Annotated in this window: 32 protein-coding genes; 15 read left to right on the forward strand and 17 right to left on the reverse strand. The window is 63.6% G+C overall.

What is annotated here, in order from left to right:
* From D3D01_RS23015 to D3D01_RS23030, 4 genes are all read right to left on the reverse strand, one after another.
* On the reverse strand, window positions 1–897 hold an 897-nt coding region (locus tag D3D01_RS23015), incomplete at its 3' end, for a nucleoside recognition protein (protein WP_121513879.1).
* 54 nt (window positions 898–951) lie between these two features.
* Window positions 952–1,518 (reverse strand): magnesium transporter, encoded by a 567-nt coding sequence (locus tag D3D01_RS23020; RefSeq protein WP_121513880.1) that lies wholly within the window; start codon window positions 1,516–1,518, stop codon window positions 952–954.
* Window positions 1,519–2,097, reverse strand: coding sequence for a magnesium transporter (locus tag D3D01_RS23025; RefSeq protein WP_121513881.1), 579 nt, complete (start codon window positions 2,095–2,097; stop codon window positions 1,519–1,521). It lies immediately after the preceding gene.
* Window positions 2,098–2,152: 55 nt separating this feature from the next.
* Complete coding sequence (locus D3D01_RS23030) at window positions 2,153–3,004, reverse strand: hypothetical protein (RefSeq protein ID WP_101349130.1); 852 nt, start codon at window positions 3,002–3,004, stop codon at window positions 2,153–2,155.
* A gap of 131 nt (window positions 3,005–3,135) precedes the next feature.
* Between D3D01_RS23030 and D3D01_RS23035 the strand changes: the two genes are divergently transcribed.
* The 6 genes from D3D01_RS23035 (at window position 3,136) to D3D01_RS23060 (ending at window position 8,862) form a co-directional block, all read left to right on the forward strand.
* Entirely contained in the window at window positions 3,136–4,524 is a 1,389-nt protein-coding gene (locus D3D01_RS23035; RefSeq protein ID WP_101349129.1) for a substrate-binding protein, read from the forward strand.
* 132 nt (window positions 4,525–4,656) lie between these two features.
* Window positions 4,657–5,595 carry a branched-chain amino acid ABC transporter permease gene (locus tag D3D01_RS23040; RefSeq protein WP_101351392.1) on the forward strand — a complete coding sequence of 313 codons (939 nt, stop codon included), beginning with the start codon at window positions 4,657–4,659 and terminating at the stop codon, window positions 5,593–5,595.
* Window positions 5,592–6,683, forward strand: coding sequence for a branched-chain amino acid ABC transporter permease (locus tag D3D01_RS23045; protein WP_101349128.1), 1,092 nt, complete (start codon window positions 5,592–5,594; stop codon window positions 6,681–6,683). The genes D3D01_RS23040 and D3D01_RS23045 overlap by 4 nt, the downstream gene beginning before the upstream one ends.
* A complete protein-coding gene (locus D3D01_RS23050) occupies window positions 6,680–7,438 on the forward strand; it encodes an ABC transporter ATP-binding protein (RefSeq protein ID WP_101349127.1) in 759 nt (252 codons plus the stop codon). The genes D3D01_RS23045 and D3D01_RS23050 overlap by 4 nt, the downstream gene beginning before the upstream one ends.
* Window positions 7,435–8,178: an ABC transporter ATP-binding protein gene (locus D3D01_RS23055; RefSeq protein ID WP_101349126.1), complete on the forward strand. Its 744-nt coding sequence runs from the start codon at window positions 7,435–7,437 to the stop codon at window positions 8,176–8,178. Before D3D01_RS23050 ends, D3D01_RS23055 begins: the two co-directional genes overlap by 4 nt.
* On the forward strand, window positions 8,179–8,862 hold the full coding sequence (locus D3D01_RS23060) for a thioredoxin family protein (RefSeq protein WP_121513882.1): 684 nt from the start codon (window positions 8,179–8,181) through the stop codon (window positions 8,860–8,862).
* Between the two features lie 8 nt (window positions 8,863–8,870).
* On the opposite strand, the gene D3D01_RS23065 is transcribed toward D3D01_RS23060, so the two are convergent.
* Both D3D01_RS23065 and D3D01_RS23070 read right to left on the reverse strand, forming a co-directional pair.
* Window positions 8,871–9,269 (reverse strand): universal stress protein, encoded by a 399-nt coding sequence (locus tag D3D01_RS23065; protein WP_121513883.1) that lies wholly within the window; start codon window positions 9,267–9,269, stop codon window positions 8,871–8,873.
* A gap of 108 nt (window positions 9,270–9,377) precedes the next feature.
* A complete protein-coding gene (locus D3D01_RS23070) occupies window positions 9,378–10,784 on the reverse strand; it encodes a signal recognition particle protein Srp54 (RefSeq protein ID WP_101349124.1) in 1,407 nt (468 codons plus the stop codon).
* A 162-nt stretch (window positions 10,785–10,946) separates the two neighbouring features.
* On the opposite strand from D3D01_RS23070, the gene D3D01_RS23075 reads away from it, so the two are divergent.
* The 3 genes from D3D01_RS23075 to D3D01_RS23085 are packed head-to-tail and all read left to right on the forward strand — an operon-like array spanning window position 10,947 to window position 12,984.
* The gene (locus tag D3D01_RS23075; RefSeq protein WP_121513884.1) at window positions 10,947–11,855 is read left to right on the forward strand and encodes an AEC family transporter; all 909 of its coding nucleotides are present in this window, start codon (window positions 10,947–10,949) and stop codon (window positions 11,853–11,855) included.
* A gap of 48 nt (window positions 11,856–11,903) precedes the next feature.
* On the forward strand, window positions 11,904–12,278 hold the full coding sequence (locus D3D01_RS23080; RefSeq protein WP_101349122.1) for a cupin domain-containing protein: 375 nt from the start codon (window positions 11,904–11,906) through the stop codon (window positions 12,276–12,278).
* 55 nt (window positions 12,279–12,333) lie between these two features.
* Window positions 12,334–12,984, forward strand: a complete 651-nt coding sequence (locus tag D3D01_RS23085; protein ID WP_121513885.1) for a bifunctional 4-hydroxy-2-oxoglutarate aldolase/2-dehydro-3-deoxy-phosphogluconate aldolase — start codon at window positions 12,334–12,336, stop codon at window positions 12,982–12,984.
* Between the two features lie 51 nt (window positions 12,985–13,035).
* On the opposite strand, the gene D3D01_RS23090 is transcribed toward D3D01_RS23085, so the two are convergent.
* From D3D01_RS23090 to D3D01_RS23125, 8 genes are all read right to left on the reverse strand, one after another.
* The gene (locus D3D01_RS23090) at window positions 13,036–13,485 is read right to left on the reverse strand and encodes a cell wall anchor protein (RefSeq protein ID WP_101349120.1); all 450 of its coding nucleotides are present in this window, start codon (window positions 13,483–13,485) and stop codon (window positions 13,036–13,038) included.
* 875 nt (window positions 13,486–14,360) lie between these two features.
* Entirely contained in the window at window positions 14,361–15,650 is a 1,290-nt protein-coding gene (gene ftsY, locus D3D01_RS23100) for a signal recognition particle-docking protein FtsY (protein ID WP_121513886.1), read from the reverse strand.
* A gap of 7 nt (window positions 15,651–15,657) precedes the next feature.
* Window positions 15,658–16,116 (reverse strand): prefoldin subunit alpha, encoded by a 459-nt coding sequence (gene pfdA / locus D3D01_RS23105; protein ID WP_121513887.1) that lies wholly within the window; start codon window positions 16,114–16,116, stop codon window positions 15,658–15,660.
* On the reverse strand, window positions 16,113–16,286 hold the full coding sequence (gene rpl18a, locus D3D01_RS23110) for a 50S ribosomal protein L18Ae (protein WP_004518350.1): 174 nt from the start codon (window positions 16,284–16,286) through the stop codon (window positions 16,113–16,115). The genes pfdA and rpl18a overlap by 4 nt, the downstream gene beginning before the upstream one ends.
* Before the next feature lie 148 nt (window positions 16,287–16,434).
* On the reverse strand, window positions 16,435–16,572 hold the full coding sequence (locus D3D01_RS24435; protein WP_196219967.1) for a hypothetical protein: 138 nt from the start codon (window positions 16,570–16,572) through the stop codon (window positions 16,435–16,437).
* Window positions 16,573–16,853: 281 nt separating this feature from the next.
* Window positions 16,854–17,519, reverse strand: coding sequence for a translation initiation factor IF-6 (locus D3D01_RS23115; RefSeq protein WP_121513888.1), 666 nt, complete (start codon window positions 17,517–17,519; stop codon window positions 16,854–16,856).
* A gap of 2 nt (window positions 17,520–17,521) precedes the next feature.
* On the reverse strand, window positions 17,522–17,800 hold the full coding sequence (locus tag D3D01_RS23120; RefSeq protein ID WP_121513889.1) for a 50S ribosomal protein L31e: 279 nt from the start codon (window positions 17,798–17,800) through the stop codon (window positions 17,522–17,524).
* Entirely contained in the window at window positions 17,800–17,952 is a 153-nt protein-coding gene (locus D3D01_RS23125; RefSeq protein WP_004518346.1) for a 50S ribosomal protein L39e, read from the reverse strand. The genes D3D01_RS23120 and D3D01_RS23125 overlap by 1 nt, the downstream gene beginning before the upstream one ends.
* A 176-nt stretch (window positions 17,953–18,128) precedes the next feature.
* Here D3D01_RS23125 and D3D01_RS23130 point away from each other — a divergent pair, with 176 nt between their 5' ends.
* On the forward strand, window positions 18,129–18,581 hold the full coding sequence (locus D3D01_RS23130) for a hypothetical protein (protein WP_121513890.1): 453 nt from the start codon (window positions 18,129–18,131) through the stop codon (window positions 18,579–18,581).
* Here the strand turns inward: D3D01_RS23130 and D3D01_RS23135 are convergent.
* From D3D01_RS23135 to D3D01_RS23145, 3 genes are all read right to left on the reverse strand, one after another.
* A complete protein-coding gene (locus D3D01_RS23135) occupies window positions 18,578–19,390 on the reverse strand; it encodes a ZIP family metal transporter (RefSeq protein ID WP_121513891.1) in 813 nt (270 codons plus the stop codon). The two genes, D3D01_RS23130 and D3D01_RS23135, sit on opposite strands and share 4 nt — an antisense overlap.
* A gap of 254 nt (window positions 19,391–19,644) precedes the next feature.
* Entirely contained in the window at window positions 19,645–20,208 is a 564-nt protein-coding gene (gene thpR / locus D3D01_RS23140; RefSeq protein ID WP_121513892.1) for an RNA 2',3'-cyclic phosphodiesterase, read from the reverse strand.
* 42 nt (window positions 20,209–20,250) lie between these two features.
* Entirely contained in the window at window positions 20,251–20,649 is a 399-nt protein-coding gene (locus tag D3D01_RS23145; protein ID WP_121513893.1) for a hypothetical protein, read from the reverse strand.
* An 84-nt stretch (window positions 20,650–20,733) separates the two neighbouring features.
* On the opposite strand from D3D01_RS23145, the gene D3D01_RS23150 reads away from it, so the two are divergent.
* The 5 genes from D3D01_RS23150 (at window position 20,734) to sufU (ending at window position 24,275) form a co-directional block, all read left to right on the forward strand.
* Complete coding sequence (locus D3D01_RS23150) at window positions 20,734–21,462, forward strand: tetratricopeptide repeat protein (RefSeq protein ID WP_101349112.1); 729 nt, start codon at window positions 20,734–20,736, stop codon at window positions 21,460–21,462.
* Complete coding sequence (locus D3D01_RS23155; RefSeq protein ID WP_101349111.1) at window positions 21,459–21,749, forward strand: DUF424 domain-containing protein; 291 nt, start codon at window positions 21,459–21,461, stop codon at window positions 21,747–21,749. The genes D3D01_RS23150 and D3D01_RS23155 overlap by 4 nt, the downstream gene beginning before the upstream one ends.
* A gap of 64 nt (window positions 21,750–21,813) precedes the next feature.
* Window positions 21,814–22,272, forward strand: a complete 459-nt coding sequence (locus D3D01_RS23160; RefSeq protein WP_101349110.1) for a hypothetical protein — start codon at window positions 21,814–21,816, stop codon at window positions 22,270–22,272.
* An 82-nt stretch (window positions 22,273–22,354) separates the two neighbouring features.
* A complete protein-coding gene (locus D3D01_RS23165) occupies window positions 22,355–23,602 on the forward strand; it encodes an aminotransferase class V-fold PLP-dependent enzyme (RefSeq protein ID WP_121513894.1) in 1,248 nt (415 codons plus the stop codon).
* A gap of 244 nt (window positions 23,603–23,846) precedes the next feature.
* Window positions 23,847–24,275 carry a Fe-S cluster assembly sulfur transfer protein SufU gene (sufU, locus tag D3D01_RS23170; protein ID WP_101349108.1) on the forward strand — a complete coding sequence of 143 codons (429 nt, stop codon included), beginning with the start codon at window positions 23,847–23,849 and terminating at the stop codon, window positions 24,273–24,275.
* The last annotated feature ends 19 nt before the right edge of the window (window positions 24,276–24,294 follow it).

The following is a 24,294-nucleotide window of genomic DNA, read 5'->3' on the forward strand; positions in this document are numbered from 1 at the left end:
GCCGCCTACGAGCATCGTCGCCACGGCGGTCCGGGCGGTGAAAGTCCCGTTCCGGATGAGCGGCGCGATGACCGTTGCCCCCGAGGTGGTATCGAGCGCGTACGCGGCGATGACGGGGATGGCCGCGCCGGGCAGGCCGAGCAGCCCGGCGAACCCGTCGGCGGCGGCGGTCACGGACGCGCCGTCGCTGCCAGCCAGCGCCAGGAGTTCGTCGCCGTAGGCCACGAGCAGGGAGACAACGGCGTAGATGGCCGCCAACCGCGGCAGGATGTCCCGGACCTTCCCGGCCGTCGCGTCGAACGCGGCCCTGACGGCCGCCCGGCGGGTGGCCGGGCGCTCGTCGAACACGTCCGCGGGGTCGTCGGCCGTCCCGCCGTCGGGGGCCGGTCCCGCGCCGGCACCCGACCGGCCGACGGCGGCCGGGTCCAGCAGGACCGCGCCCGCGGCGATGCCGGTCAGCGTAATCGCCAGCGCGACGAGCCCGCGGGTGGCGACGTACAGCACCCCGACGCGGAAGCCGAGGATGGGGATGAGTATCGGCGCGTAGAACGTGATGATGTGCTGGGCGAAGCCGAAGAACGTGTTGATGGTGACGGCGATGAGCGTCGCGCGGTCGGACAGCACGCCGGACTCCCGGAAGTCGGCGAGCATGCCGTAGCCGGCGGTCGTCGAGGCCGTCGTGGTCAGGATGGCCGTCCCGACCTCGTCGGGGAGGTTCGCCGGCGACGTGAGATAGCGGGAGACGACAGCGATTTTCTCGACGAGGCCGAACGCCACGGCCAGTTCCGCGAGGAACACCCCCAGCGAGAGGAAGACGGTGATGCGCAGGACACGGACGGCGACCTCTCCGAGGACCGAGACGGCCGGGTGCCCGAGGACGGCGGCGAGCGACTGCACGACTCGACGTAGCGGCCTGTCCCGCAAAGGCCCATCGGTAGCGTCAGTCGCCACTCACACGAACACGCGGACAGCACCGAACAGCACCACCACGCCCAACACGTCACAGACGTTCGTGACGACAGGGATGACCACGTCATCGGGGTCCAGTTCGAACCGGTAAGCGGCGTACGTCGTCACCGTCGTCACAACGATAGCCAGCACCGCCAACAGGCTGCCGCTGACGAACGCGACCAGCACGACGGTCCGGAGCGGGAGCGCAGCGCCGCCGATGACGGTCTGAAGAAGCCACGCGCCGGCACCGACCAGCGGGAACAGTGTCACCGCGAGAGCGAGGGTAGCGATGGCGTTGCCGGCCAACCGGTCATCAGTCGCCGTAAACGACAGGAGGCCGAGGTGAAACGCCGTCGAGAACCGCGCCGCGAGGATACTGCCGAGGTTGCCCGCCATTCCGATTGTCACGGGGACGAGGACGAGCAGCGAGGGATACTGCAGCAGGGTTCCTTCGAAGGTATCCAGCACGAGGCCGCTCCCGAGTTCGATAGCAGTGAGGACAATCAGAATGGGAAACATCGTCCGGACGATGCCCGAAACCGACCACTGGGAGGCGAACTCCGCCACTCAGCCACCCCCCAGCGCGAGAACGAGGCGGGTCGCGCCCAGTAGCGTCGCGACCCCGACCACGTCGCCCGTCGTCGTCACGACCGGGCCGGCCAGCGTATCCGGGTTGAGCCCGCGGCGGTAGCCGACGAACACGACCGAGACGACAGCGATAGTCAACAACAGCCCGGAGACGAAGCCCGCGATGAGCGCAATGGCGACAAGGGTCGTGAGCGGGGCCGACGGTCGGCCGATCAGCGCGAGCAGGGCGACAGCCATCACCGCAGCGACCCCGCTGATGAGCACGCCGTTTGCCAGTGCCGCCGCGACGGCGGCGTTGATGCGGTCGTCGTCGAAGGAGAACCGCGGGTCAATGAGTCCCTGATGGAGTGCCGACCCCAGACGGGCCCCGAGCGAGCCGTAGACGTTCCCACGGGTGGCAAGCAACGCCGGCACGAGCACGAGCAGTCCCGCAACGTCCTGCAACTCCGCGTCCATGCCGCCGAGGACGACGCCCGCGAAGAGGCCACCGACTGCACTGAGCGCCAGTACCGGGAGCGATTCCCGGTAGGCTTCGAGTGCCACCTCACGGACAGTCATTGCAGGCCGAAGGACGGCGAGTGAAAAAAAGCCCCCTGATAGCGCTGGCGACGGCTCAGTCGGGAGTCGACTGTGCCCTGTCGCGCCACGGCGGCGGCCCGACCATCGTGTTCCCGACCTTGGTAAACCGAACAGTTCTGGTGACGGTGATCGGGTCGCCGCCGTCCGTGACCGTCGTGTACTCGGTCCGGTAGTTGCGGACGAGTCCCGACCGGGTGACGTGGGCGACGAGCGTCGCGTTCTTCCGGCTCGCCCACACTGTCGACGTTGCGTTGTCCCGCAGTCGGTCACCGCTGATGACGTAGACCGCCCCGTCGGACCGCCCGGACCGCGAGGTCCGAGTGTGGAACGGAGCAACAGTTCGAGTGACGTCGGCGGCAGGACGCCCGTTCAGCGCGGCGGTGTGGACCCAGTATTGCCACGTACCAGCGTAGCTGTCCGGCGGGTCGTACTCGTTGTAGACCGTGCGGTTGTCGCGCACAAGTCGACGGAGATACGTGTCGCCGTCGGACCAGAATGAGGCGGTCGCCGGCGGTCGGCCGAGGAGCACTGGGGCTGCATGTCCACGGACAGAGATGTTCGCGAGATGTGTCCGGTTCTTGTCCAGCGCGACGTGGACTCGAAGGTGGGACCGCAACGACCCGTTTGCATATCTGACGGTGCGGGTCATCGTCAGCGTGTACCCGGTTCCGTTGAGGCGGTCGCCGTGTGCGGACCCAAGCAGAGATGGGCTGGTGACACCCGTCGGTCCAACGCCGGCCGGATACGCGGTCGCAGAGTCGGTCGGTACCGGAGCGGGCGTCACCGGCGTCGGCGAGCCGTCGCCGCCGCTGAACCCGAATCCCCCACAGCCTGCGGTAACGACGACGGTGAGGACGAGTAGCTGCCACCCTGCGTTCCTCGCCATGCTATAACAAACCATTCAGATCGAAATAAGTCTGCGGATCGCAATTTACCCGGAATCTGTCGGCCTGTAGATGTTAAATCGTTAGTTAACCTACCGAAACTATTATGATATATACACACACCGTATGGAACATGCCAACTAATGGCAGATCGGTCAACCGACGACAGTTGCTGAAGAGTACGGGCGTCGCAGGTGTGGCAGGGCTAACAGGACTGGCCGGTTGCTCCGGTGGCGACGGTGGCGACGGCGGTGGTGGCGACGGTGGCGACGGCGGTGGTGGCGACGGCGGCGACGACTACCCGTCGCTCGGGAACTTCCCGGTCGAGGGCGACACGGTCACGTTCGGGTTCAACGTGCCACAGTCCGGACCCTACTCGTCTGAGGGGCAAGACGAACTCCGGGCGTACGAACTCGCCCAGAAACACCTCAATAACGGGGGTGGCTGGGTGGACAGCTTCGAGGACCTCAGCGGAGACGGCGTCCTTGGCTATACGGTCGAGTCGGTGAACGGCGACACAGCGACCGACGCCGACACCGCCCGACAGGCCGCTTCGCGGATGATAAACCGGGATGACGTAGTGATGATCTCTGGTGGCTCCTCCAGCGCGGTGGCCATCGCCGTCCAGGGCCTCTGCCAGCAGGAGAAGGTCATGTTCATGGCCTGCCTGACTCACTCCAACGACACGACCGGAAAAGACTGCGCCCGGTACGGCTTCCGGGAGATGTTCAACGCGTACATGACCGGACAGGCGCTTGCGCCGGTGCTCGAAAGCGAGTACGGCTCGGATAACTCCTTCTACCAGCTGTACGCCGACTACTCCTGGGGCCAGACCGTCCAGGAGTCGATGAACCAGTTCCTCTCGGAAATCGGCTGGGAGCAGGTCGATAGCGTGCCGACGCCGCTCGGGACCAGCGACTTCTCGTCGTACCTCTCGGAGGCAGCAAACAGCGGCGCGGACGTGTTGCTGCTCGACCACTACGGGCTGGACGGCGCGAACTCCGTCTCCCAGGCCGTCGATGCCGGTATCGACGAGGACATGGAAATCGTCGTCCCGCTATACAACCGACCGATGGCACAGGCCGCCGGCGGGGCTATCGAGGGCGTCTTCGGAACGATTGCTTGGGACTCCCAGATCGACAACGAGCCCTCGAACGCGTTCACGGAGGTGTTCCAGAACGAGTACGACCGTGTTCCCTCTGGCCCGGCCCAGCTCGCCTACGCCCAGACGCTCCAGTACGCGGCTGCCGCCGAGCGGGCGGGAACGTTCTACCCGCCGGAAGTCATCCGCGAACTGGAAGACTACAACTACAACAATATCGGCATGGGCGAGGAGACGATGCGGGCCTGCGACCACCAAGCCCAGCGAGCGATTCCAGTTGCCCGCGGACTCCCGGAGAGCGAACAGGGCGACGGGAACTTCATCGAAATCGTCGAGGTCACGTCCCGGGACGATGTCGGATACGCGTGCGATTCCGGGCCGGCCGCGGAGTGTGAACTCGGCGAATACGGCGACGAATAGGCCATAATCCCGACAGGGGACCGCTTCCCTCATGATTTATAGTTCATGAGGTCGCCTTACTTGATACACAAAAACTAGCATGATTAGGAATACGCAGATAGTACGAGCGGAGTGCAGTGGGGGGAGTCCGACGTGACGCTACTCGCGGACATCCTCACTATCTTACTAAACGGGTTGCAACAGGGTGCGATTTACGTCCTACTCGCGGTTGGACTGTCGATTATCCTTGGGACACTGAAGTTCGTGAATTTCGCCCACGGGGCACTGTACCTCGTCGGCGCGTATCTGGGGCTGTTCATAACTGGTCAGGTCCCGTTGAACAACGGCCAGTTAGCAGAGTGGGGCATCCAGTCATACGGCATCGGTCTGGGGTTCGTCGCCGCGCTCATCATCGTGCCGATTGTCGTGTTCGTCGTCGGCCTCCTGATGGAGCGATTCGTCGCACAGGCGTTCTACGACCGCCCCGACACTGACCAGATTCTCGTGACCTTCGGGCTCGCAATCATCGTCCAGGAACTGCTCCGGGCGCTGCTTGGCGGGAACAGCCAGCCGTTCCCACAGCCATCGTGGGCATCCGGCCCCATCGCGTTGCCCGTCGTTGGGAACTTCCCGCGCTGGCGACTCGGCGTCATCGCGATTACGGCAGTCCTCGTCCTGGGCGTGTACGGCCTCGTTGAGTACACTGACTTCGGACTCATCGTCCAGGCCGGTACCCTCGACGGTGAGATGGTTCGCCTCCTGGGAATTAAACTGAGCCGGCCGTACCTCGTCGTGTTCGGCATCGGTGCTGCACTCGCCGGCGTGGCTGGTGTCGTTGGCGGTCCGCTCGCCAATGTCAATCCGAACATCGGGACTGAACAGTTGGTTCCGGCGTTTCTGACTGTCGTTATCGGCGGCGTCGGGAAAATAGAGGGGGCCGTCGTGGCCGGGCTGATGCTTGGAACCCTACAGGTGCTCCTCATCCAGACTGGGTACGCCGCCTGGAGTCAGGTCGGTATCTACGCGCTCGCGGCACTCGTCTTGCTGGTGCGTCCGCAGGGTCTGCTGGGCTCGGAGGTGGACGTCTCATGAGCGACGAACCGGGTGACGCGACCGCCACGGCAGCGGCCGACGCTGAGGCGGAGGTCACCGGCGGCCTCGCCGACCGGTGGGCCAGCTTCCGCGACCGGGAGATATCGACGGTACTGCTCACAGTCGTGGGCGTGGCCGTCTTCCCGTTCCTCTTCAACAACTACCTCAACGGCTACACGCAGCTGGCGACGCTGATTCTCATCTACGGTATCTTCGCCGTTGGGTTCGACATCCTGCTGGGGTACACCGGCCTGCTGTCGTTCGGTCACGCCGTCTTCTTCGGGGGCGCAGCCTACGCCGCCGGTATCTTCAGCGCGAGCGTCAGTAGCTCGCCGCTGCTGGTGTTGCTCGCCGGCACGGCGTTTGCCGTGTTGCTGGCGTGGATCGTCGGCTTCCTGTCGCTGCGCCGCGGTGGGATTTATTTCGCCATCCTGACGCTGACGTTCGGCCAGATGTCGTTCTACCTAGCGGCCTCGCCGCTGGCCTTCCTGACGAACGGTGAGAACGGCTTCACCTCCGTGGACATCGGCAGCCTGCTGGGCGTCATCGACATCCACGGCGGCGTGCCGTTCCCGCTGTCGATGCTGGTCGACAACATGCTGTACGTGTTCGTGGCCGTCATGACGGTGCTGTCGGTCGCGATGGCGAACCGCATCCTCCACTCGCCGTACGGGACCGTGTTCCGCGCGATTCGAGAGAACGAGCGGCGGGCGGAGTTCGTCGGCCTCGACGTCTGGCGGTACAAGCTGATGGCGTTTATCATCTCGGCTGCCTTCGCCGGCATCGCCGGGAGCCTGTTCGCCATTGAGGGGAACTACGTGCCACTGGAGTCGCTGTACTGGACCGAATCCGGCCGCGTCGTCATCATGACTGTGCTCGGCGGCGTCGGGTCGCTGTTCGGGCCGCTGTTCGGTGCCGGCCTGTACCTGTACATCGAGAACATCGTCAGCGGGTTCGAGACGCTCGGCCCGTTCTGGCACCTCATTCTTGGTATCGTATTCGTCGTCGCTGTCGTCCTCTTCCCCAACGGGATCTGGGGCGGTATCGACTACCTTCGTGACATGGTTGTCGGGGGTGAGGACGAATGACGGTCCTCAAAACGGAACAGCTCACCAAGCAGTTCGGCGGCCTCACGGCCGTCGATGAGGTGGACCTGGAGATAGAACAGGGGGAGGGCGTGAGCCTCATCGGCCCCAATGGCGCGGGGAAGTCGACGTTCATCAACCTCGTCACCAGGCGGCTCGAACCGAGCTACGGCGAGATCGCGTTCCAAGGGGATTCCATCATCGGGATGGACCCACACGAGGTTGTCCAGCGAGGGATGAGCAAGTCCTTCCAGACGGCCTCTATCTTCCCCGAACTAACCGTCAAGGAGAACGCGACCATCGCGGCGCTGGCGGCCGAGCACGGCTCGTTCCGGTTCAATTTCTTCCGGAATCAGAACAGCTACCCGGCGGTCGACGAACTGGCGAACGAGGTCCTCGAGTCGGTCGGCCTGTACGACGAGCGGGAGAATCAGGCCGATAGCCTCGACTACGGGAACAAGCGCCGGCTCGAACTCGGCATCGCGCTGGCCGCCGAGCCGGATATGCTGTTGATGGACGAACCGACTGCCGGAATGAGCCCCGACGAAACGAAATCGACCGTCAAGCTCATCAAGCGAGTCAAGGAGGACCTCGACCTGACCTTCCTGCTTGTCGAACACGACATGGAGATCGTCTTCGACATCTCGGACCGAATCGTCGTCCTCAACCGCGGAGCAGTCATCGCGGAAGGGACGCCGACGGAAGTACAGAACGATCCTGCGGTACAGGAAGCGTATCTTGGAGGTGTCGAAGAATGACGCTGCTCGACGTGGACAACATCAACGGCTACTACGGCGAGAGCCACATCATCCAGGACGTGTCGATGAACGTCGATGACGGCGAAATCACGGCCCTGCTGGGCCGAAACGGCGCGGGGAAGACCTCGACACTCCGGTGTATCTCCGGGGCGACGCCGCCGGATGTCCGGAGCGGCCGTATCGAGTTCGACGGAACGGACATCACGAACCAGCCGCCAGAGGACATCGCCGTCCGCGGCATCTCGCTGGTCCCGGAAGAACGGCGCGTGTTCACTGATCTGACCGTCGCCGAGAACCTCCACCTCGCGGACACCGTCCGCAACAAGTCGAACACCTGGCGGCGGAAGCTCGACTTCCGCGACGAAGGGATGTCGACGGCGGAGATCTACGAGTACTTCCCGCGACTCGACGAGCGACGCTCCCAGAAGGCCGGCACGCTCTCGGGCGGTGAGCAGCAGATGCTCGCTATCGCCCGCGCGCTCCATCAGAGCACCGACCTGTTGATGCTCGACGAGCCGTACGAGGGGCTGGCCCCCCAGATCATCGAGTCCGTCGAGAACGCCATCGAACGTATCAGCGAGGACGGGACGACGATACTGCTGGTCGAGCAAAACGCCGTAGCGGCGATGAAGATTGCCGACCGGTGTTACGTGCTGGATCGCGGAGAAGTGGTCTTCGAGGGACCCGCCGAGGAACTACAGCAAGATCAAGAAACGCGCGACAAATATCTGGGTGTCTGAATGTCGGACACAAGCTCTCCCGAAGCGCTGCTTGACGCGCTGCAGTCGGAAGGCGTTGCCGTCATCGACGAGGAGACGGACGAAGTCAGCACGACAGAGGCATTCGAGGCCGACCGCGAGGTGTACTACGACACCTACGTCACGATGGGCGACGCGGAGTTCCACGAGTCCGTCGCCGACGTGTTCGGCCTCGATTCGGCTGCCGAAGCGGCCGAGCGCGTCGACGAACTCGACGTCTCGCGTGAGGAGTTCGCCACGTTCCTGACCCTGCGGTCGAACGTCGACGGCTCCTACACCACCGTGGAACTGACGACGATGGCACAGATGGCGACCGAACTGGGACCGGAGACGCCGGTCCCCGACGGGGTCGAACATCTAGACGACGACAGCTACGAGGCCTTCGTCGACGCCCACGAGCGGTGTGTCGTGACCGTATGGAAGCTGTTCTGTGACCCCTGCGAAGCGATGAAAGAACAGTTAGACGACGTCCTGGCCGCGTTCCCGGACGGCGTTCCGGTCGGCGGCGTCGCCGGCGAGCGGTCGCCGGAGTTCTGTCGGTCAGTCGGTGTCAACGCGGCGCCCGCCGTCGTGCTGTTCGAGGACGGCGACCCCGTCGAGCGGATCACCGGCCGGACGGACCCGTCGCCGCTCGCTAAGCGGGTCGAAGAAGTGTACGGCGTCTGACCGCGGCGTTACTCTTCTTCGCCGCTACAGACCAGCACGGAGCGGTCCGTGCCCAGAATCACGCTCTGTGTGACGCTGCCGAACAGCACTTTACCCGTCGGCGTCCGCTTGCGCCCGGCGACGACAATCATGTCAGCGTCCTGCTCGTCAGCTAGCCGGAGGATGGCGTCAGCCGGTTCGCCGCTCGACTCTTCCAGAGCCACCTCGACGCCAGCCTCTTCGAGAGCTTCCCGTGCCCGGCGGATAGAGGCCACCTGATCGACGGACGCACCTTCGGGGTTCTCCTCGAAGTCGTGTAGCAACGTGACGCGGACCTGGCTGGCGTCCATCGGAATCTCGGTTATCGCTTCCGCGATGGCGGTCCCACGAGCCTCACTTTTGTCTATCCCAGCGACAATTTCGTACATGCTCGCTTTATCCGTAGGACGGGCCAACCCTTAGTTCTGGCCCGGATTTCGAATATAAATCATCAAAATAGCGTAGGGTATCACAGCCCGCGACTCGACACAGCGGCGTCAGTCGCCGAACGGCCCCATGCCGCCGCCCATACCGCCCATGCCGCCACCACCGCCACCGCCCTGCTGCATCTGTTTCATCATCCGCTCCATGTCGCCGTCGCCCATGCCCTGGAACTGCTTGAGCATCTGCTCCATCTGCTTGTGCTGCTGGAGGAGTTCACGCACGCGCTCCTCGGGCTTGCCCGAGCCGCGACAGATGCGTTCGGTCCGGGACTGACCAACGACGCGGGGGTTCTCCAGTTCCTCCTCAGTCATCGAGTCCATGATAACGTCGAAGTCACGCATCCGCTCCTGTGTCACGTCCATCGCGTCGTCGGGGAGCTGATCCATCAGCCCGCCGCCCAGGCCGGGAATCATGTCCATCACCTGGTCGAGCGGCCCCATGTTGTTCATCGTCTGCATCTGCTTGCGCATGTCCTTGAGGGTGAACTGCCCCTCTAGCATGTCCTCGGGGTCCCAGTCCTCGTCGTCGCCCTCCTGGGTCTCCTCCATCGCGCGCTCGACGCGCTCGGTGAGCTGTTTGAGGTCGCCCATGCCGAGCAGTCGAGAGATGAACCCCGACGGTTCGAAGCGCTCGATGTCCTTGACCGTCTCCCCGGAACCGAGGAAGGCGATGGTGGAATCGGTCTCGTTGACGGCGGCGAGCGCGCCGCCACCTTTCGCCGTCCCGTCGAGTTTGGTGATGACGACGCCGTCGATGCCGATGGCTTCCTCGAAGTCGGCGGCCTGGCTCTTGGCGCTCTGGCCCATCGCCGCGTCCAGCACGAGCAGGTCCCGGTCGGGCTGGACCTCCTGCTCAATGCGCTCGATCTGTTCGATGAGTTCCTCGTTCAGGCCGTCACGACCTGCCGTGTCGACGATACGAACGTCCGCGTTCGCCGTCGCTTCCAGCCCGTCGCGGGCGATCTTCACCGGGTCGTCCTCGTCGGGGTCGCCGTAGAAGTCGACCTCAGCTCGTTCGGCCATCTCCTTGGACTGGTCGTACGCACCGGGCCGGTCCGTGTCAGTCTGGATGATAGCCGGCCGGAGTCCTTTCGTCGAGAACCACCACGCCATCTTCGCGGCCGTCGTCGTCTTCCCCGACCCGTACAGGCCGGCGAGCATGATGGTCTGCTCTTCTAGTGGGAGTTCGGTCGACTCGCCGACGAGGTCGACCAGTTCCTCGTATACGATTCGCAGGACCCAGTCCCGCGGGGTCGTCCCCGCCGGCGGTTCCTCATCCAGCGCGCGTGTTTCGATGCTGTCGGAGAGGTCCTGCACGAGCCCGACATCCACATCGGCCTGCAACAGCGACCGCTGAATCTCCTTGACGATGTCCTCGATGTCTTCTTCAGAGAGCCGGGACTTCCCCCGGAGGTCGTCAAGTGTCCCCCGGAGTGAACTCCCCAGATTGTCGAGTACCATTGTTGGCGCGAGATACGCGACGGTGCGGGTAAAGGCTTGTTGTCGGGCCGCCACGCCCTGGCTGGGAGCGGAACCGACTCCCTCCGCGCGGGAACTACATGATTAAAATTCGCTTTCGCCTGTGACGAAAGGGTCAAGCGTTCGAACCGATTGGGCACCAACATGGCCGTTCTCGGGCAGCTCGGGTTCATGGTCGCATTCCTTTCGACCGGCGTCGCTGCCGGTCACTTCGGGCTGCTGACCGAGCGGCGGACGGATATCCTCACCACACTCGTCTTTACCGTCGCGCTGCCGGCGCTCATATTCCGGTCTACCTACACCCGCCCGTTACAGGAGATTATCTCGCCGGCGCTCCTCGGGGGGTTCTGGGCCGTCATCGGACTGACGATAGCGCTGGGCTGGCTCGTCCATCGACGGATGGAGTCAGCGGGTCGCCGGAGCGTGTCGGTCGTGCAGTCGTATCACAGCAACATGGGGTTTCTCGGCCTGCCGCTCGTGGCGGCGACGATGGACAGCGAAGCGACAGCCGTCGCCAGCGTCATCCTCGGCATCGGCGCGGTGACTCACGTCCCGGTGACGGTGTTCCTGCTGGTCCGCATCAACGGCAGCGACGCCTCGCTGCTGGGCGAATGCAAGAAACTCGTGACGAACCCGGTCCTCATCGCGCTGGCGGCCGGCATCACAGCCTCGGTCCTGTCGCTGTCCGTTCCGGAGTCACTCATCGGTGCACTCGGCGTGCCGGCCGAACTGGCGCTGCCGGTCGCGCTGCTGTGTATCGGTGCGACGCTTGACACGGACCTCCCGATGGCTGACCTGCAGAAGACCGTCAGCGTCGTCGGGCTGAAGGTGCTATGGATGCCGGCGCTGGCGTGGCTGGTGTACTCCTCGCTGTCGATGGACACGACGGCGCTGAGCGCGGCGGTCGTGATGCTCGGCACCCCAACGGCGGTGTCGACGTACGTCTACACGACGGAACTCGGCGGCGACGCGGCGTTTGCCTCGCTAAACGTCTTCACGTCGACGGTCGTCTCCATCGGAACGCTTTCGCTTCTCGTCTGGCTGTTCACCTGACACTGCGCCGTGGGCACGCTTTTGCCCGCCGACGCCCCCACCGACGATATGGGCTATCATCAGATCGACCCACGGGACCTGTCAGAAACCGAGGACTACCCCTGTGACCGGCGCGGCATCTCCGACGCCGCCGAACTCCACGCGCTCCATGCGGCCACCTACGAGATGGCCCCCGGCGAGGACCTCTCGCGGACCTACCACTACCACGAGACGCGCGAGGAACTGTTCTACGTCCTTGAGGGGACACTTCACGTCGAAACGCCCGACGGGGAGTACGTTGTCTCGTCCGACGAAGCGTTCGTCGCCGAACCGGAAAGCCCACACCGTGCCCACAACCCTGCTGATGCCGACGAGTCGGTTACTGTGCTGGGCGTCGGCGCGCCGCCGACTGATATCGCGCGCCCGTACAACCCGGACGCCTAGCGAGTGAGCCGGCGGTTCAGACACGCTTTTCAGCCACCCCACCACAGTTGCGCCTATGACGAGCAAACAGGCGGTACAACAGGAACTGGTCGACAGCGGCGTCACGGCAGTCCTGCGCGGGATTCCCGAGGAGAAAATGGTCGACGTGGCGACGGCGGTCCACGAGGGCGGCGTCACGGCGCTGGAGCTGACGGCCGACGCAAAGCGCTGTTCGGACATGATCGCCGCCGTCGACAAGGCCCTCGACGATACCGACGCCATCATCGGGGCCGGGACAGTCATGGACGCCGCTGCCGCCCGAAACGTCATCGAGGCCGGCGCGGAATTCGTCCTCGCACCGAACCTCAACGAAGAGGTCATCGACGTGTGTAACCGCGAGGGCGTCCTCGCGATTCCGGGCGTCATGACGCCGACGGAGGCCGCCGACGCGATGGAAGCTGGCGCGGACATCCTGAAGATGTTCCCCGCCTCGACTGTCGGCCCGGGCCACATCGGCGCGCTGCAGGGGCCGCTTGGCGATGTCCCGATTATGCCGACTGGTGGTGTCTCGACGGACAACGTCGGGGAGTACTTCGACGCCGGCGCGGTCGCCGTCGGCGCAGGCTCGGCGCTGGTCAACTACGAGGCCATCGAAAACGACGACATGGACGGTGTCCGCGAGCAGGCCGCGGCATTCGTCGACGCCGTTGAAGCCGCCCGAGAGTAACACCAGACGTACCCGGCCGGACAGAACGCGGTCCGGCACGGCGTCAGCGGCTTATGTGCCGGTTTCGTTGGCAGTCGTTTCGTTGCCCGACTCGTTTCCGGCCGTGTCGGTCTCATTACCGGGCAGACCGGTTTCGTTATCCGGCAGTTCGGTCTCGTTGCTTGGCAGGTCTGTTGCGTTGCCCGGCCCCTCGGTATCGTTGCCGGGTATGTCGGTTTCGCCGTCCGGCATCCCGGTCTCGTTTTCGTCGAATTCCGTCTGGGTATCGGTTCCAGTTTCGCCCTCGGTGTCGGACGCAGTCTCCATCGCCGGTTCTGTGTCGTCTTCCGTCATCGCATCAGTCGCTGCTGCCGTGGGTGTGTTCGGGGCTTCACCACCTCCGCCGTCAGTTTCCATCGTGCCGTTCCCGCCGCTACCGCCAGTGTCACTACAGCCAGCGAGCGCTACGAGTGCGCCGCCTGCGATTTTGATAACGTTTCGTCGAGTTGTGAGTCGTCCCATAGCGTTTGCCCGAAGACCACCAGGGCAGTTTATGAATGGCCTGCTAAGCGTCTGACAGGGAGCCGACGGAACGAATTAGACACATCCGAAGGTGGGCCGGTCCACAGAACAACGATAAACAGTCTGTGCCAGACCCTGATTCGTTCAAAGCCAGTATTTCGTCCGGTTCACCGGGAGTTCTGGCTTTGATTGCCCAGACATTGAGGTGTCGCGGTGTTGTTCGGTGCCCGGCTTATATGTATGCATACTGTTCCCAAGCAGTTATCAAACACATAGACATCTGCGCCTCTGGGAATGCCGGCCTGCTCCGCACTGTGACGGACAGCCGTTCACCGGTCAGAACTCATCCACTCAGCCCCGTTTAGCAACGTAATAACGCGTGTGTCCAGCAGCAGTCTCCAGCCTGCGGGAACTCCCATCGCCGCAGTTCTCGTCACTGCCAACTGAGACAGCGGGCAGCAACTCGCCCCCGCCAGTTACGACCGCTGCTCGTCAACAGGGAGAGGACGATCATCCGGAGACGGCCCGACGAGTTCAGGTGCGACATCAGCCGGCGCGGCTTGCCGACAGTAGTGGCCGTCAGACATCGCTATCTCCCCCGTTGACAACATCGCTGGAAACGTCGCGTCGTTCGGTTGTCTGCATTGGTGTCACGCTACGATAGTGTGTACGTCAGAGATGCACAGCGAGTGACTTCAGCGCGCTCCTGTCGGCGAAAACGACCACACCTCCGCTCATGTAGTAATATTTGCCGCATCGAGTGCAGTGGGCCCTCGGCAGAAGCGTGTGACCGCTCCGTGTTTTCCACGCACAGGGTGCACAATAGCTACGCACAGCCCGGAGGCTGCGGCAACAATAACCGCAAAGTAAGAGGCCTACTCGCCGATGAGACTGTCGACGATTTCCTCGGGGTCGAACGGTTCGAGGTCGTCGTAGTCTTGGCCGGTCCCCAAGAAGAGAATTGGCTTGCCGGTGACGTGGGCGACGGAGATAGCCGCACCGCCCTGCGGGTCGGCGTCGGCTTTCGTCAGAATCGCTCCGTCGATTTCGGCCGCGTCGTTGAATTCGCGCGCCCGATTGACGGCGTCCTGACCCGCGACCGCCTCGTCCACGAACAGCGTCATGTCGGGGTCGATGTTGCGGTCGATCTTCGCCAGTTGGGCCATCAGGTCATCGGAGGTGTGGAGTCGGCCAGCCGTATCGCCAAGCACCACGTCGATGTCGTTGGCCTTTGCGTACTCGACGGCATCGTAGACAACCGCCGTCGGATCCGACCCCTGCTCGTGGGTAATGATCTTCTTGTCGAGGTTCTCGGCGTGTTTCTCCAGTTGCTCGTTCGCGCCAGCGCGGTAGGTGTCGCCGTTGGCGAGCACCGTCGAGAGTCCACGGTCCTCGAAGTACTGGGCGAGTTTCGCAATTGAGGTCGTCTTCCCGACGCCGTTGACGCCGGTGAACACGATGGTGACGGGCTTGTCCGCCTGCTGGACGCGCTCGTCGAAGTCGAACTGGCCGACGTTGATGACATCGTACAGCGACTCTCGGAGTGCGTCCCGGACGAGGTTCCCCGTGCTAGAGAGCCGTCTGCGGGTCTGGCCCGTGAGATTCTCCTTGACGCCGTCGAGGATTTCGTTGGCGACGCTCATCTCCACGTCGCTCGACAGCAGCGCCAGTTCGAGGTCGTCGAGGTGGCTCTGCAGGTCCTCCTCCTCGATGACCGTCTTCCCGGTCGCCATGAGCTTCGCCTTCGCGGCGAGGCCGCGGCCACCGTCGTCTTCCTCAGACTCCGAATCGGCTTCGGACTCCGAGTCCTCCTCGGTCGCCGCGGCGGTGTCCGACTGTGACTCGTCGTCGGGGACCGCGTCCGTGTCTTCGAGTTCCGTAGCCGACGCTGTGGCTGACTCCTCTGTCGCCACAGAGTCCGCTGCTGGCGGTTCAGCGTCAGCCTGTTGCTGGTCGGTCTCGGCTGTCGCTTCCGCCACCCGCGTGTCGTCTTCGGACGGCTGTGCGTCCGGTGCGGGCTCGGATTCAGTCTCTGCATCGGCAGGCACGTCCCCATCTGCCTCGCCGGCGTCCGGTTCGTCCTCCGCTTCGAGCGCGTCGTCGTCGACATCTTCCTCGACGTCGCTCGTGAACCCGCTGAGTTTGTCCTTCAGTCCGTCGAACATGGCGGCCTTACTCGTCTTCCTGCTCTTGCTGTTGCATCATCTGCTGCATCTGCTGCTGTTGCATCTGCTGGGCCTGCTGTTCGAGTTCCTCCATCTCGGTCTCGACTTCGGCCTTCTCTTCCTGCAGGTCGCTGATGTGGTCGTCCAGCGTTTCCTTCTTGGTTTCCAGCGTGTCGACAGCGCCGTCCTGTTCGCGCTCTGCGGAGTAGCCGCCACCGAGAGAGACGACAACCTCGTCGATGTCCTCGATAGTCGCGCGGATGTAGGCGTCGCCGCCGAGCGGGACCTGCACCGTGGAGCCGGAGTCGAGCGTTTCGATGGCCTCGATGGCTTCGTCGATGTTCGTCTGCTTCTCGCGGAGGCGTTCGATTTCCTCGTCGATGGCGTCGACTTCCTGCTCCATCTGTTCGATTTCCTGTGCGACCTGCTGCATCTGACCGCCGCCACCGCCGCCACCGCCCATCATGCTGCCACCTCCTCGATTGTGATCTGCGTGCGCTTGAGGTTGTGCTGGGAGCCGAAGTCGCTGTAAACGCGCTCCTCAGCGACGTTCTCGTTTGGCGCCTCGACCTCCTTCTCGAACTCCTGTGGGCCGTCTCGGGCCGGGAAACTACCGCGAACAGTGTACGTGCTCATACACGCAGATGCGGGCAGGGCAGGGAAGTATCTTCCCCTTCCGCCTTTTTCGAGTAACGCAACTGTCCGCGACAGAACCAACCAGTATTCACCACTCTCAGACCCGGGCAGTCCGGTACCGACATATCAAGAAACGGGCGAAATACCTCTATTCACTGGGTTCTGGCGCGTACACCATATCACCACCACACTCCGGGCAGGACGGCCGGAGCACACCTGTCGAGTAGTCACACTTCCGGCAGACGAGGCGGTTCTGGTCTTCCGCAGTCGGTGTTCGCTGGACCATACGTGATGTTTGGGAACGCACTATATTATTCTTTGACACGATCTATCATGGTCACTGACCCCGGCGGATTTGGCCGGACACCACATACGTTGAGATATGAGCGAGACAACCTACCAGTGTGAGTGTGGTGCGACTCTGCGCTTCAGGCAGGATTTGACGCTGGAGCGGGGCGGGACCAGCCGGTCCTGGGCGTGTGCTGACTGTGGACTACCCGTTCCGGGCGTGGTGGCAGAGAAACTCAGCCACCAGCATCCATCCTGAGTGGTGAAAGAGAAGTCGCGTCAGTCGATGTAGCCCAGCGCCTGGTCGATACGGCCCAGTTCCGGCCCGGAGGTGTCCGAACCACAGACGTAGCCGTGATCGTTCGCGACCAGCCCGGAGCCGACGAGCGGGCCACCGTAGTTGATGGTCCCGATGTCGGCCGGCACGTCGAGGATGTCCTCAAGGGCATCGAGTTCGCCGTCAGTGGCCTTCGGATGGCAGAGGACGCCCTTGTTGGTGGCGACGGCGGCGGTCCCGACAGTCGTGACACCGGCGATGACACCGCGTTCGATGGGTACGTCTAGCCCGTCCTTGATCGCCTGCACGGCCTCTCTGGAGAGGTCGGGGTGGACGTACGCGCCGTAGTCGTTACAGCAGACGACGTTGCCGGCGGCGTTGATCCGGCCGGGCAGCCGCGTCACGGGCACGTCGACGACGTCCTGAATCCGTTCGATTTCGGTCTCGCGGACGCGTTGGGAGACGACTAGCCCGTTCTCGTTGCCGGTTGCGAGCGCGCCGACGGTCCCGGAGCGGCCAACGGTGGTCGGCACGGCCGGAACGTCGAGTTCGTCGCTCAGGTCGTCAAGCAGCGATTCGTCTAAGTCTGGGCGAACCAGCACGCAGTCGTCGGTCGCACGGGCGAACACACCCACGTACGACGACCCGGAGAAAGCCGCGCGGAGCAACGTTACTCTGCGGTCTCTGCTTCGACGATGGCTTCGCCCTCTTCCTCGAAGCGGGCGGCGCGAACACGGATTTTGCTCGGCGTGTTGGCGCGACCGTGGGCCCAGGCCGCCTCGTTGATGGAGGGGTCCAGACGGACGGCGTCCTCGTCGACAGAGAAGTGCTTGGCGAGGTGCTCGCGGATGAGGACCATCGCTTTATCTGCGCGCTTGTGGTTCGGTTCGGCTCGCGCGTCTCGGAGCGGGACGGTGACGACACGCTCCTCGAAGTCACTGGCGCTCATTATTCGTCAGTATCGTTGCGCCGCCAGTGGCGTCGTTTGTGGTTGCGCTGGACCTCGCGGTCCGTCTTGAGCATGACCCAGGCCGGGACTCGACTGTTCTGGTTGTCGAGTTTGGCCAGTCGCTTCTTCGTAGCCTTCGATTTCTTACCCATGGTATGGTGCTTGTTCCGTGCCGTGGTTTAAATTCCTTCCTTTTCGAACCCGTTATCAGCGACTATAACTGCGGACGTAGAACTAAGTAGAGCGCAACCCTGATTATCAATGGATGAAGCGCCGGAGATTCCTCCAGACAGTGGGTGTCGGTGCAACAGCCGTCGGCTCTGGTTGCATGGGTGGTGGCGGCGAAGTCGTCGTCAGCGTGAAGCAGGATGTCAGAGTCGAGCCACACGAGGCGTGGATAAAAGAGCGGATTCCGGACGTATCTGACCCCGGCGGTGAGTTACAGTATATTGTCAAGTCTGAGACGCCGTTCAACGTGTACTTCTTCACTGACCGTGCGCAGTTCAAGCAGTACGATGCGTATATCAAGGGTCGAGAACCGGACGAGACACCGCCGGGGAACCCCAAATTCAGCCAGACAGCAGTTCAGCCAAAGGGGTCGGATATCTATCAGGCGTCGACAGACGACGGCGGCGCACGGGAGTCACTTGACGAGCCCGGACCGTACTTTTTCGCCGTCGACCACTCGAACTACCGGATGGAAACCCGGGTTGACGACTACGACGACCCGCTAAAGGCCTTCGTCGATCTCACCGTCATCCGGAACAGGCTCCCATTCTAAACGAACGCCAGCGGCACCATCGCCAACACGCCGACAGCGACGCCAGCGAGGAGTTCGCGTTTGCCCCCACCCGGCAAACCGCCGCCGTACTCCAGCGCCTCTGGGACGAACTCCGTGAGCACGAGATACACCATCGCTCCGGCGGCGAAGCCAAAGCCGAACGGGAGAAACGCCTTCGCCAGCGTGACGAAGTAATACGCGATAACGGCCCCAAGCGGCTGTGGCAGCGAGGAGAACACTGCCCACCAGACCATCTTCCACTCGCTGACGCCCAGCGAGCGGAGGGGGATGGCGATGGCAGTCCCCTCGGGGATATTGTGGATAGAAATGGCGACCGTCATGAACACTGCCAGCAGCGGGACGGAGACACCGACGAGACTCACGGCGGAGTCTGGCGTCGCCGATTCCAGCCCAAGTTCCGCGAAGGAGACGCCGACAGCCACGCCTTCCGGGAAGCTATGGACAGTCAAAATGCCCAGAATCAGCAGGAGTTTCGTGAAATCCGCCTGTTCGAACTCTTTGGGTGACCTGTCGAAGTCGTCCAGAAGTTCGTGCGCCACGGCCACAAGCGCGACCCCGGCAAGGATTCCGGGAACCAGCAGCACCGGCGACCCGTAGGATAGCCCTTCCCGGACGAGGCCGAACAGCGAGGCGGCGACCATGATCCCCGAGGCTAACCCCCACAGCAGGACGTTCCATCGGTCAGAGAACTCATCCACCAGAAAGAACGGGATCGCACCGAGGCCGGTGGCGAGTGCCGTAAGCAACCCCGCGACAAACACGAAGACGACGTTCTCGACGGCGACCATATCGGTCCTACGCCACTCGGACCGATAAAAATTGTCACTAACCTGATTTGTTTTGGCTAACCTAAACGGGCAGCCAGACGCTGTCGATAGCTACTCGGGGGTCTAATTGACGCCCCTGGAAGGAATACCGGCCATGCCACAGCGGTCGCAACGCCGTCGCGCAGCTCGTATAAATATTATTACAATAAGCGCCGGCCAGAACCGTCTGTCTGGAAGTCGGACCGGCGTAGCCGTCTGACTGTGACAACACACGTTTACAGCGGCACCGATTCGACGGTCCGGTACGTCGGTCCGTCGGGGCCCAGCTCACTCTCCTTGAGTCGGATTTCCTCGACCAGCAGGCGACCCACGTCGGGGTCGTCGTTCTCGACTGCGTTCTGTACTGTCTCTTTGCCGCCGGCATGGTCCACTCTGGCGACGGTCGCGTGGGGTGTGAACTCGTGGTCTGTCGGCTCGAACCCCATCGCGGCGGTCCTCTCTTCGATAGCGTCGTGCAGCGCAGTCAGTCTCGTGCCACCTTGGCCCTCGCGGACGCCAACCCAGACAACGCTGATATAGGACAGCGACGGAAAGACGCCGAAACCGCCGAAATCGGCTTCGAACGGCTCGATGCCGCTGTCTTCGACCGCGGTTTCGAGCGCGGTGACGATGTCACCGACACGGTCCGGGTCTGTATCGCCAAGGAACTTCAACGTGATATGAGCCTGTTCGGGGTCGGTCAGTCGAAGACCCGATACCCCGTCGAAGCGCGCCTGTACGTTCGCAACCGCGTCTTCGAGCCCGTCCAGGTCGACGCTGACGAACAGGCGCTTGGCCATAGCTAGCGGTTCCGGTCGTGTCCGCAAGAAAGCTACGACGGGTCAGTGGCTGCTGTGCTCCGGGGCCGTATACCACCGCCAGAGACTGTGTCCGAGCCCCAGAGCGACCATTGCGACCGCGATGCCGAAGAGAGCGGGGACGGCGGTGTCGGGCAGCAGTGTGAGGGAGAGCCGAGCGAGGATGGCCGCCACGAGCAGGAGACCCACCCGTGCTCGTTCTCGGGGCGTCTCTGCCGGACTGGACACCCAGCGCCAGAACCTCGATAGCTGCGCGTGGTAGCGCCCAACGAGAGCCGCCAGAACGACCGTCCCAGCAACGCCCACTCCAGCGGCGGGCAGTGACAGCGGGACCGCGTTGGCGGTGATAGCGGCCCAGCCGACGACCGCGAACACACCCCCGGAGAAGACGAGCAACGCGTCTACTGCCAGTGGGTCCCGCATATCCGGGAATTCGACCGCAGGACACCTATATCTTCACGAGCCGTGGACGTAGCCCTTAACCGGATTGGCCGTCAATCAGGAGGCATGACAGACCACGACGACGACCACGCTTTCTCCGAGGGGCAGGGGTTCGACGACCCCTACGAGGGGTTCGACCTCGAACCCCCGGAGTTCGAGGTCGACCCGGACAAGGTCGACCCCGTCGACTCCCGTGTCGTCACTGACCTGCTGGACCAGCGGAACATCTCCTCCGACGCCGTCGACCCCGAGCAGCTGCTCGATGTCGGGCTGGAGTACATGCACATCAACCGTCACGAACAGGCCGCCGAGACGTTCGAGCGCGTCGCCCAGTACACGGACGACGAGCGGCTCAAACAGGAAGCCTGGACGAACAAGGGCGCGGCCCACGCGGAACTCGAGGAGTGGGACGCCGCTATCGGCGCGTACAAGGAAGCCCTCAATTTCGACGAGGAGTCCGATCACGCCGCCACGGCGGAGACGAACCTCGCGTACGCGCTGTGGAAATCGGGCCGCTCCGAGCAGGCGCTCGAACACGCCGAGCGCGCCGTCGAAATCGACCCCCGTTTCGGCGAGGGCTGGTACAACCGCGGCTTCTTCCTGCTCGAACGCGGGCTGGCTGACGAGGCCATCGACGCCTTCGACAACGCGGTCCGACTCGGCTTCCGGAACGCCGACGTGCTCGAAGAGAAGGCCCGCGCCCTCGAAGAGGTCGGCGAGTTCGACCGCGCCGAGGAGCTGGCCGAGGAAGTCGACGAGATGCGCGAGGAGGCCGAACAGCAACTGCTTGAATGATACTCAACGAACGCGACACCGACGAGGGGTTGCTCGTCTCCGTCTGTGACCCCGACATCATGGGCGAAACGTTCGAGAACGGCCCCGTGTCACTCACCGTCAACGAGGAGTTCTACGGCGGCGAAACGGCTACCGAAGACGAAATTGTCGACAGCCTCACCCGGTGTTCGGTCGCCAACATCGTCGGCGACGACGCCGTCAGCGTCGCTGTCGAACACGGCTTCGTCGACGAGGAGAACGTCCTCGATCTGGGTGAGACGCGCCACGCGCAACTGCTCTGGATGTAGCTGCGGTCGCTACCGCACGCCCGACCCCGACAGTCTTTGCACACGCCCGTCGACAGGGGTACGTATGTATTCTCGAGACCACGCCATCGTCTCCGCGGCCGTCGGGGCCGCTGGCGTTGTCGTCCTGCCCCTTTCGCTCCCCTGGTGGGCCGCTGTCGGTTATGCGGTCGTCGTCGGCGTCGCCATCGACGTCGACCACTTCGCCGTGGCTCGACTGGAGAGCGGAGACTGGGCCGCGCTCCGCCGCTGCCTCCGGAATCCAAAGATTGTGCTGCTTGACCAAGACAAAATTTTCGGCCCGCAGGACCTCTGGCCGCTCCAGCGGCTCCTCAGCCACCACCTCATCGGCGGTCTCGCGGTCGGGAGCCTCTGGCTCGTCTCCGAGCCGCTATCGCTGTTTACCGCCCTCGTCCTGTACGCCCACGTCCTCGGGGACCTCGTCTGGGACAACTACCTGCTGGAGACCTACCGGGAACAACACGCGATGGCCGCCACATCCGTGTCCGAGTCTGACTCCGAATAGGGCGAGGAACGGCCGCTACCGGGTGGAAAGAGTTCTAGGTGAACCGAAGGAATGTTGCCTGTTGAGCCCCTGAACAGAAGTAATGGGACACGCTGAATCTGAACTACTGGACGTGGAGCGTATCCGCGAGGACTTCCCCATCCTCCAGCGCGAATTCGGCGGCGAACAAGTGGTGTATCTCGACAACGCAGCCACCACGCAGACGCCCGAACCCGTCGTCGAGACCATCGCTGACTACTACCGGACGACGAACGCCAACGTCCACCGCGGGCTCCACCAACTCAGCCAGGAGGCCAGCGTCGCCTACGAGGACGCCCACGACCGCGTCGCCGAGTTCATCGGCGCGTCGGGCGAGCGCGAGGAAATCGTCTTCACCAAGAACACCACCGAAAGCGAGAACCTCGTCGCCTACGCCTGGGGCCTGAACGAACTCGGCCCCGAGGACGAGGTCGTGCTCACGGAGATGGAACACCACGCCTCGCTGGTCACCTGGCAGCAGATCGCCAAGAAGACCGGCGCGACCTGTCGGTACATCCGCGTCGAGGAGGACGGCACGCTGGACATGGACCACGCCCGCGAACTCATCACCGACGACACCGCGATGGTCAGCGTCGTCCACGTCTCGAACACGCTCGGGACGGTCAACCCCGTCTCAGAACTGGCGGACATCGCCCACGACCATGACGCCTACATCTTCGTCGATGGCGCCCAGTCGGTGCCGAACCGACCGGTCGACGTGGAGGCCATCGACGCCGACTTCCTGGCCTTCTCCGGCCACAAGATGGCCGGTCCGACCGGTATCGGCGTTCTTTACGGAAAAAAGCACATTCTCGAAGAGATGGAGCCGTACCTCTACGGCGGCGAGATGATACAGAAGGTCACCTTCGAGGACGCCACCTGGAACGACCTCCCCTGGAAGTTCGAGGCCGGAACGCCGGTCATCTGCCAGGGCATCGCGCTGGCGGAGGCCTGTGACTACCTCGACGACATCGGCATGGAACGGATTCAGCGCCACGAGGAACAGCTCGCCGAGTACGCGCTGGAACAGCTCCAAGCAGAGGGCGACGTGGAGACGTACGGCCCGCCCGCGGGGACGGCACGGGGTGGTCTGGTCGCGTTCAACCTCGATTCGGTCCACGCCCACGACCTCTCCTCGATTCTCAACGACTCCGCCGTCGCCATCCGCGCCGGCGACCACTGCACCCAGCCGCTCCACGACAAGATGGGTGTCCCGGCGTCTGCGCGTGCGTCCTTCTACATCTACAACACGCGCGAGGAAGTGGATAAATTGGTTGAGGCTATCGACGACGCGCGTCAGCTGTTCGCGTAATCAATCTCTATCGCGCGCCCTCGGCGCGCGGTTTCCCCCGGACGCGAACGAAGTGAGCGTCCGGCCTCTTTCGCCACCGAAGGACTCGCTTTGCTCGTCTTTCGAGCCTTGCTTCGCGCTGCTCAGCAAGACCACGTTTTTCCAGACGTGGTTCGAACGCGCTCGGAGAGCGCGACTCGAACCCGACGCAGAAAAAGGTGGCTCGGAACCCTTTTCCGACTGACAGCCGTATCATAGCTCAATTATGGGTATCGGTGGCTCGGATATGTACCGGCAGCAGATCCTCGATCACTACAAGAACCCCCGGAACTACGGGGAAATCGAGGACCCCACGTTCACCCACGTCGGCGAGAACCCGATGTGCGGCGACGAGATACGGATGGACGTCGTCCTCGACGAAGACGAGGAGACCATCGAGCGGGTCGCCTTCCAGGGCGACGGCTGTGCCATCTCACAGGCCTCCGCGTCGATGCTCTCACAGGAACTGGCTGGGATGGCGGTCGAGGACCTGGAGGCGATGGACCGCGACGACATCACGGAGATGCTCGGCGTCGACATCTCGCCGATGCGGGTGAAATGCGCCGTCCTCGCCGAGAAGGTGGCACAGGACGGCGCGGAGATCTACTTCGGCGAGAAGGACATCGACCGGACGACGACCGAAGACGACGACTAAGACGGGTAGAAACACCGCT

It is taken from the genome of Haloarcula sp. Atlit-7R, assembly GCF_003666065.1.
Classification (GTDB): domain Archaea; phylum Halobacteriota; class Halobacteria; order Halobacteriales; family Haloarculaceae; genus Haloarcula; species Haloarcula taiwanensis.

Bases quoted from the DNA above. Each gene is read 5' to 3' on its own strand.
- D3D01_RS23025 (WP_121513881.1), bottom strand. From the start codon at position 2,097: ATGACTGTCCGTGAGGTGGCACTCGAAGCCTACCGGGAATCGCTCCCG.
- D3D01_RS23030 (WP_101349130.1), bottom strand. From the start codon at position 3,004: ATGGCGAGGAACGCAGGGTGGCAGCTACTCGTCCTCACCGTCGTCGTT.
- D3D01_RS23035 (WP_101349129.1), top strand. From the start codon at position 3,136: ATGCCAACTAATGGCAGATCGGTCAACCGACGACAGTTGCTGAAGAGT.
- D3D01_RS23045 (WP_101349128.1), top strand. From the start codon at position 5,592: ATGAGCGACGAACCGGGTGACGCGACCGCCACGGCAGCGGCCGACGCT.
- D3D01_RS23050 (WP_101349127.1), top strand. From the start codon at position 6,680: ATGACGGTCCTCAAAACGGAACAGCTCACCAAGCAGTTCGGCGGCCTC.
- D3D01_RS23055 (WP_101349126.1), top strand. From the start codon at position 7,435: ATGACGCTGCTCGACGTGGACAACATCAACGGCTACTACGGCGAGAGC.
- D3D01_RS23060 (WP_121513882.1), top strand. From the start codon at position 8,179: ATGTCGGACACAAGCTCTCCCGAAGCGCTGCTTGACGCGCTGCAGTCG.
- D3D01_RS23065 (WP_121513883.1), bottom strand. From the start codon at position 9,269: ATGTACGAAATTGTCGCTGGGATAGACAAAAGTGAGGCTCGTGGGACC.
- D3D01_RS23070 (WP_101349124.1), bottom strand. From the start codon at position 10,784: ATGGTACTCGACAATCTGGGGAGTTCACTCCGGGGGACACTTGACGAC.
- D3D01_RS23075 (WP_121513884.1), top strand. From the start codon at position 10,947: ATGGCCGTTCTCGGGCAGCTCGGGTTCATGGTCGCATTCCTTTCGACC.
- D3D01_RS23080 (WP_101349122.1), top strand. From the start codon at position 11,904: ATGGGCTATCATCAGATCGACCCACGGGACCTGTCAGAAACCGAGGAC.
- D3D01_RS23085 (WP_121513885.1), top strand. From the start codon at position 12,334: ATGACGAGCAAACAGGCGGTACAACAGGAACTGGTCGACAGCGGCGTC.
- D3D01_RS23090 (WP_101349120.1), bottom strand. From the start codon at position 13,485: ATGGGACGACTCACAACTCGACGAAACGTTATCAAAATCGCAGGCGGC.
- ftsY (WP_121513886.1), bottom strand. From the start codon at position 15,650: ATGTTCGACGGACTGAAGGACAAACTCAGCGGGTTCACGAGCGACGTC.
- pfdA (WP_121513887.1), bottom strand. From the start codon at position 16,116: ATGATGGGCGGTGGCGGCGGTGGCGGCGGTCAGATGCAGCAGGTCGCA.
- rpl18a (WP_004518350.1), bottom strand. From the start codon at position 16,286: ATGAGCACGTACACTGTTCGCGGTAGTTTCCCGGCCCGAGACGGCCCA.
- D3D01_RS24435 (WP_196219967.1), bottom strand. From the start codon at position 16,572: ATGGTCCAGCGAACACCGACTGCGGAAGACCAGAACCGCCTCGTCTGC.
- D3D01_RS23120 (WP_121513889.1), bottom strand. From the start codon at position 17,800: ATGAGCGCCAGTGACTTCGAGGAGCGTGTCGTCACCGTCCCGCTCCGA.
- D3D01_RS23125 (WP_004518346.1), bottom strand. From the start codon at position 17,952: ATGGGTAAGAAATCGAAGGCTACGAAGAAGCGACTGGCCAAACTCGAC.
- D3D01_RS23130 (WP_121513890.1), top strand. From the start codon at position 18,129: ATGGGTGGTGGCGGCGAAGTCGTCGTCAGCGTGAAGCAGGATGTCAGA.
- D3D01_RS23135 (WP_121513891.1), bottom strand. From the start codon at position 19,390: ATGGTCGCCGTCGAGAACGTCGTCTTCGTGTTTGTCGCGGGGTTGCTT.
- thpR (WP_121513892.1), bottom strand. From the start codon at position 20,208: ATGGCCAAGCGCCTGTTCGTCAGCGTCGACCTGGACGGGCTCGAAGAC.
- D3D01_RS23145 (WP_121513893.1), bottom strand. From the start codon at position 20,649: ATGCGGGACCCACTGGCAGTAGACGCGTTGCTCGTCTTCTCCGGGGGT.
- D3D01_RS23150 (WP_101349112.1), top strand. From the start codon at position 20,734: ATGACAGACCACGACGACGACCACGCTTTCTCCGAGGGGCAGGGGTTC.
- D3D01_RS23155 (WP_101349111.1), top strand. From the start codon at position 21,459: ATGATACTCAACGAACGCGACACCGACGAGGGGTTGCTCGTCTCCGTC.
- D3D01_RS23160 (WP_101349110.1), top strand. From the start codon at position 21,814: ATGTATTCTCGAGACCACGCCATCGTCTCCGCGGCCGTCGGGGCCGCT.
- D3D01_RS23165 (WP_121513894.1), top strand. From the start codon at position 22,355: ATGGGACACGCTGAATCTGAACTACTGGACGTGGAGCGTATCCGCGAG.
- sufU (WP_101349108.1), top strand. From the start codon at position 23,847: ATGGGTATCGGTGGCTCGGATATGTACCGGCAGCAGATCCTCGATCAC.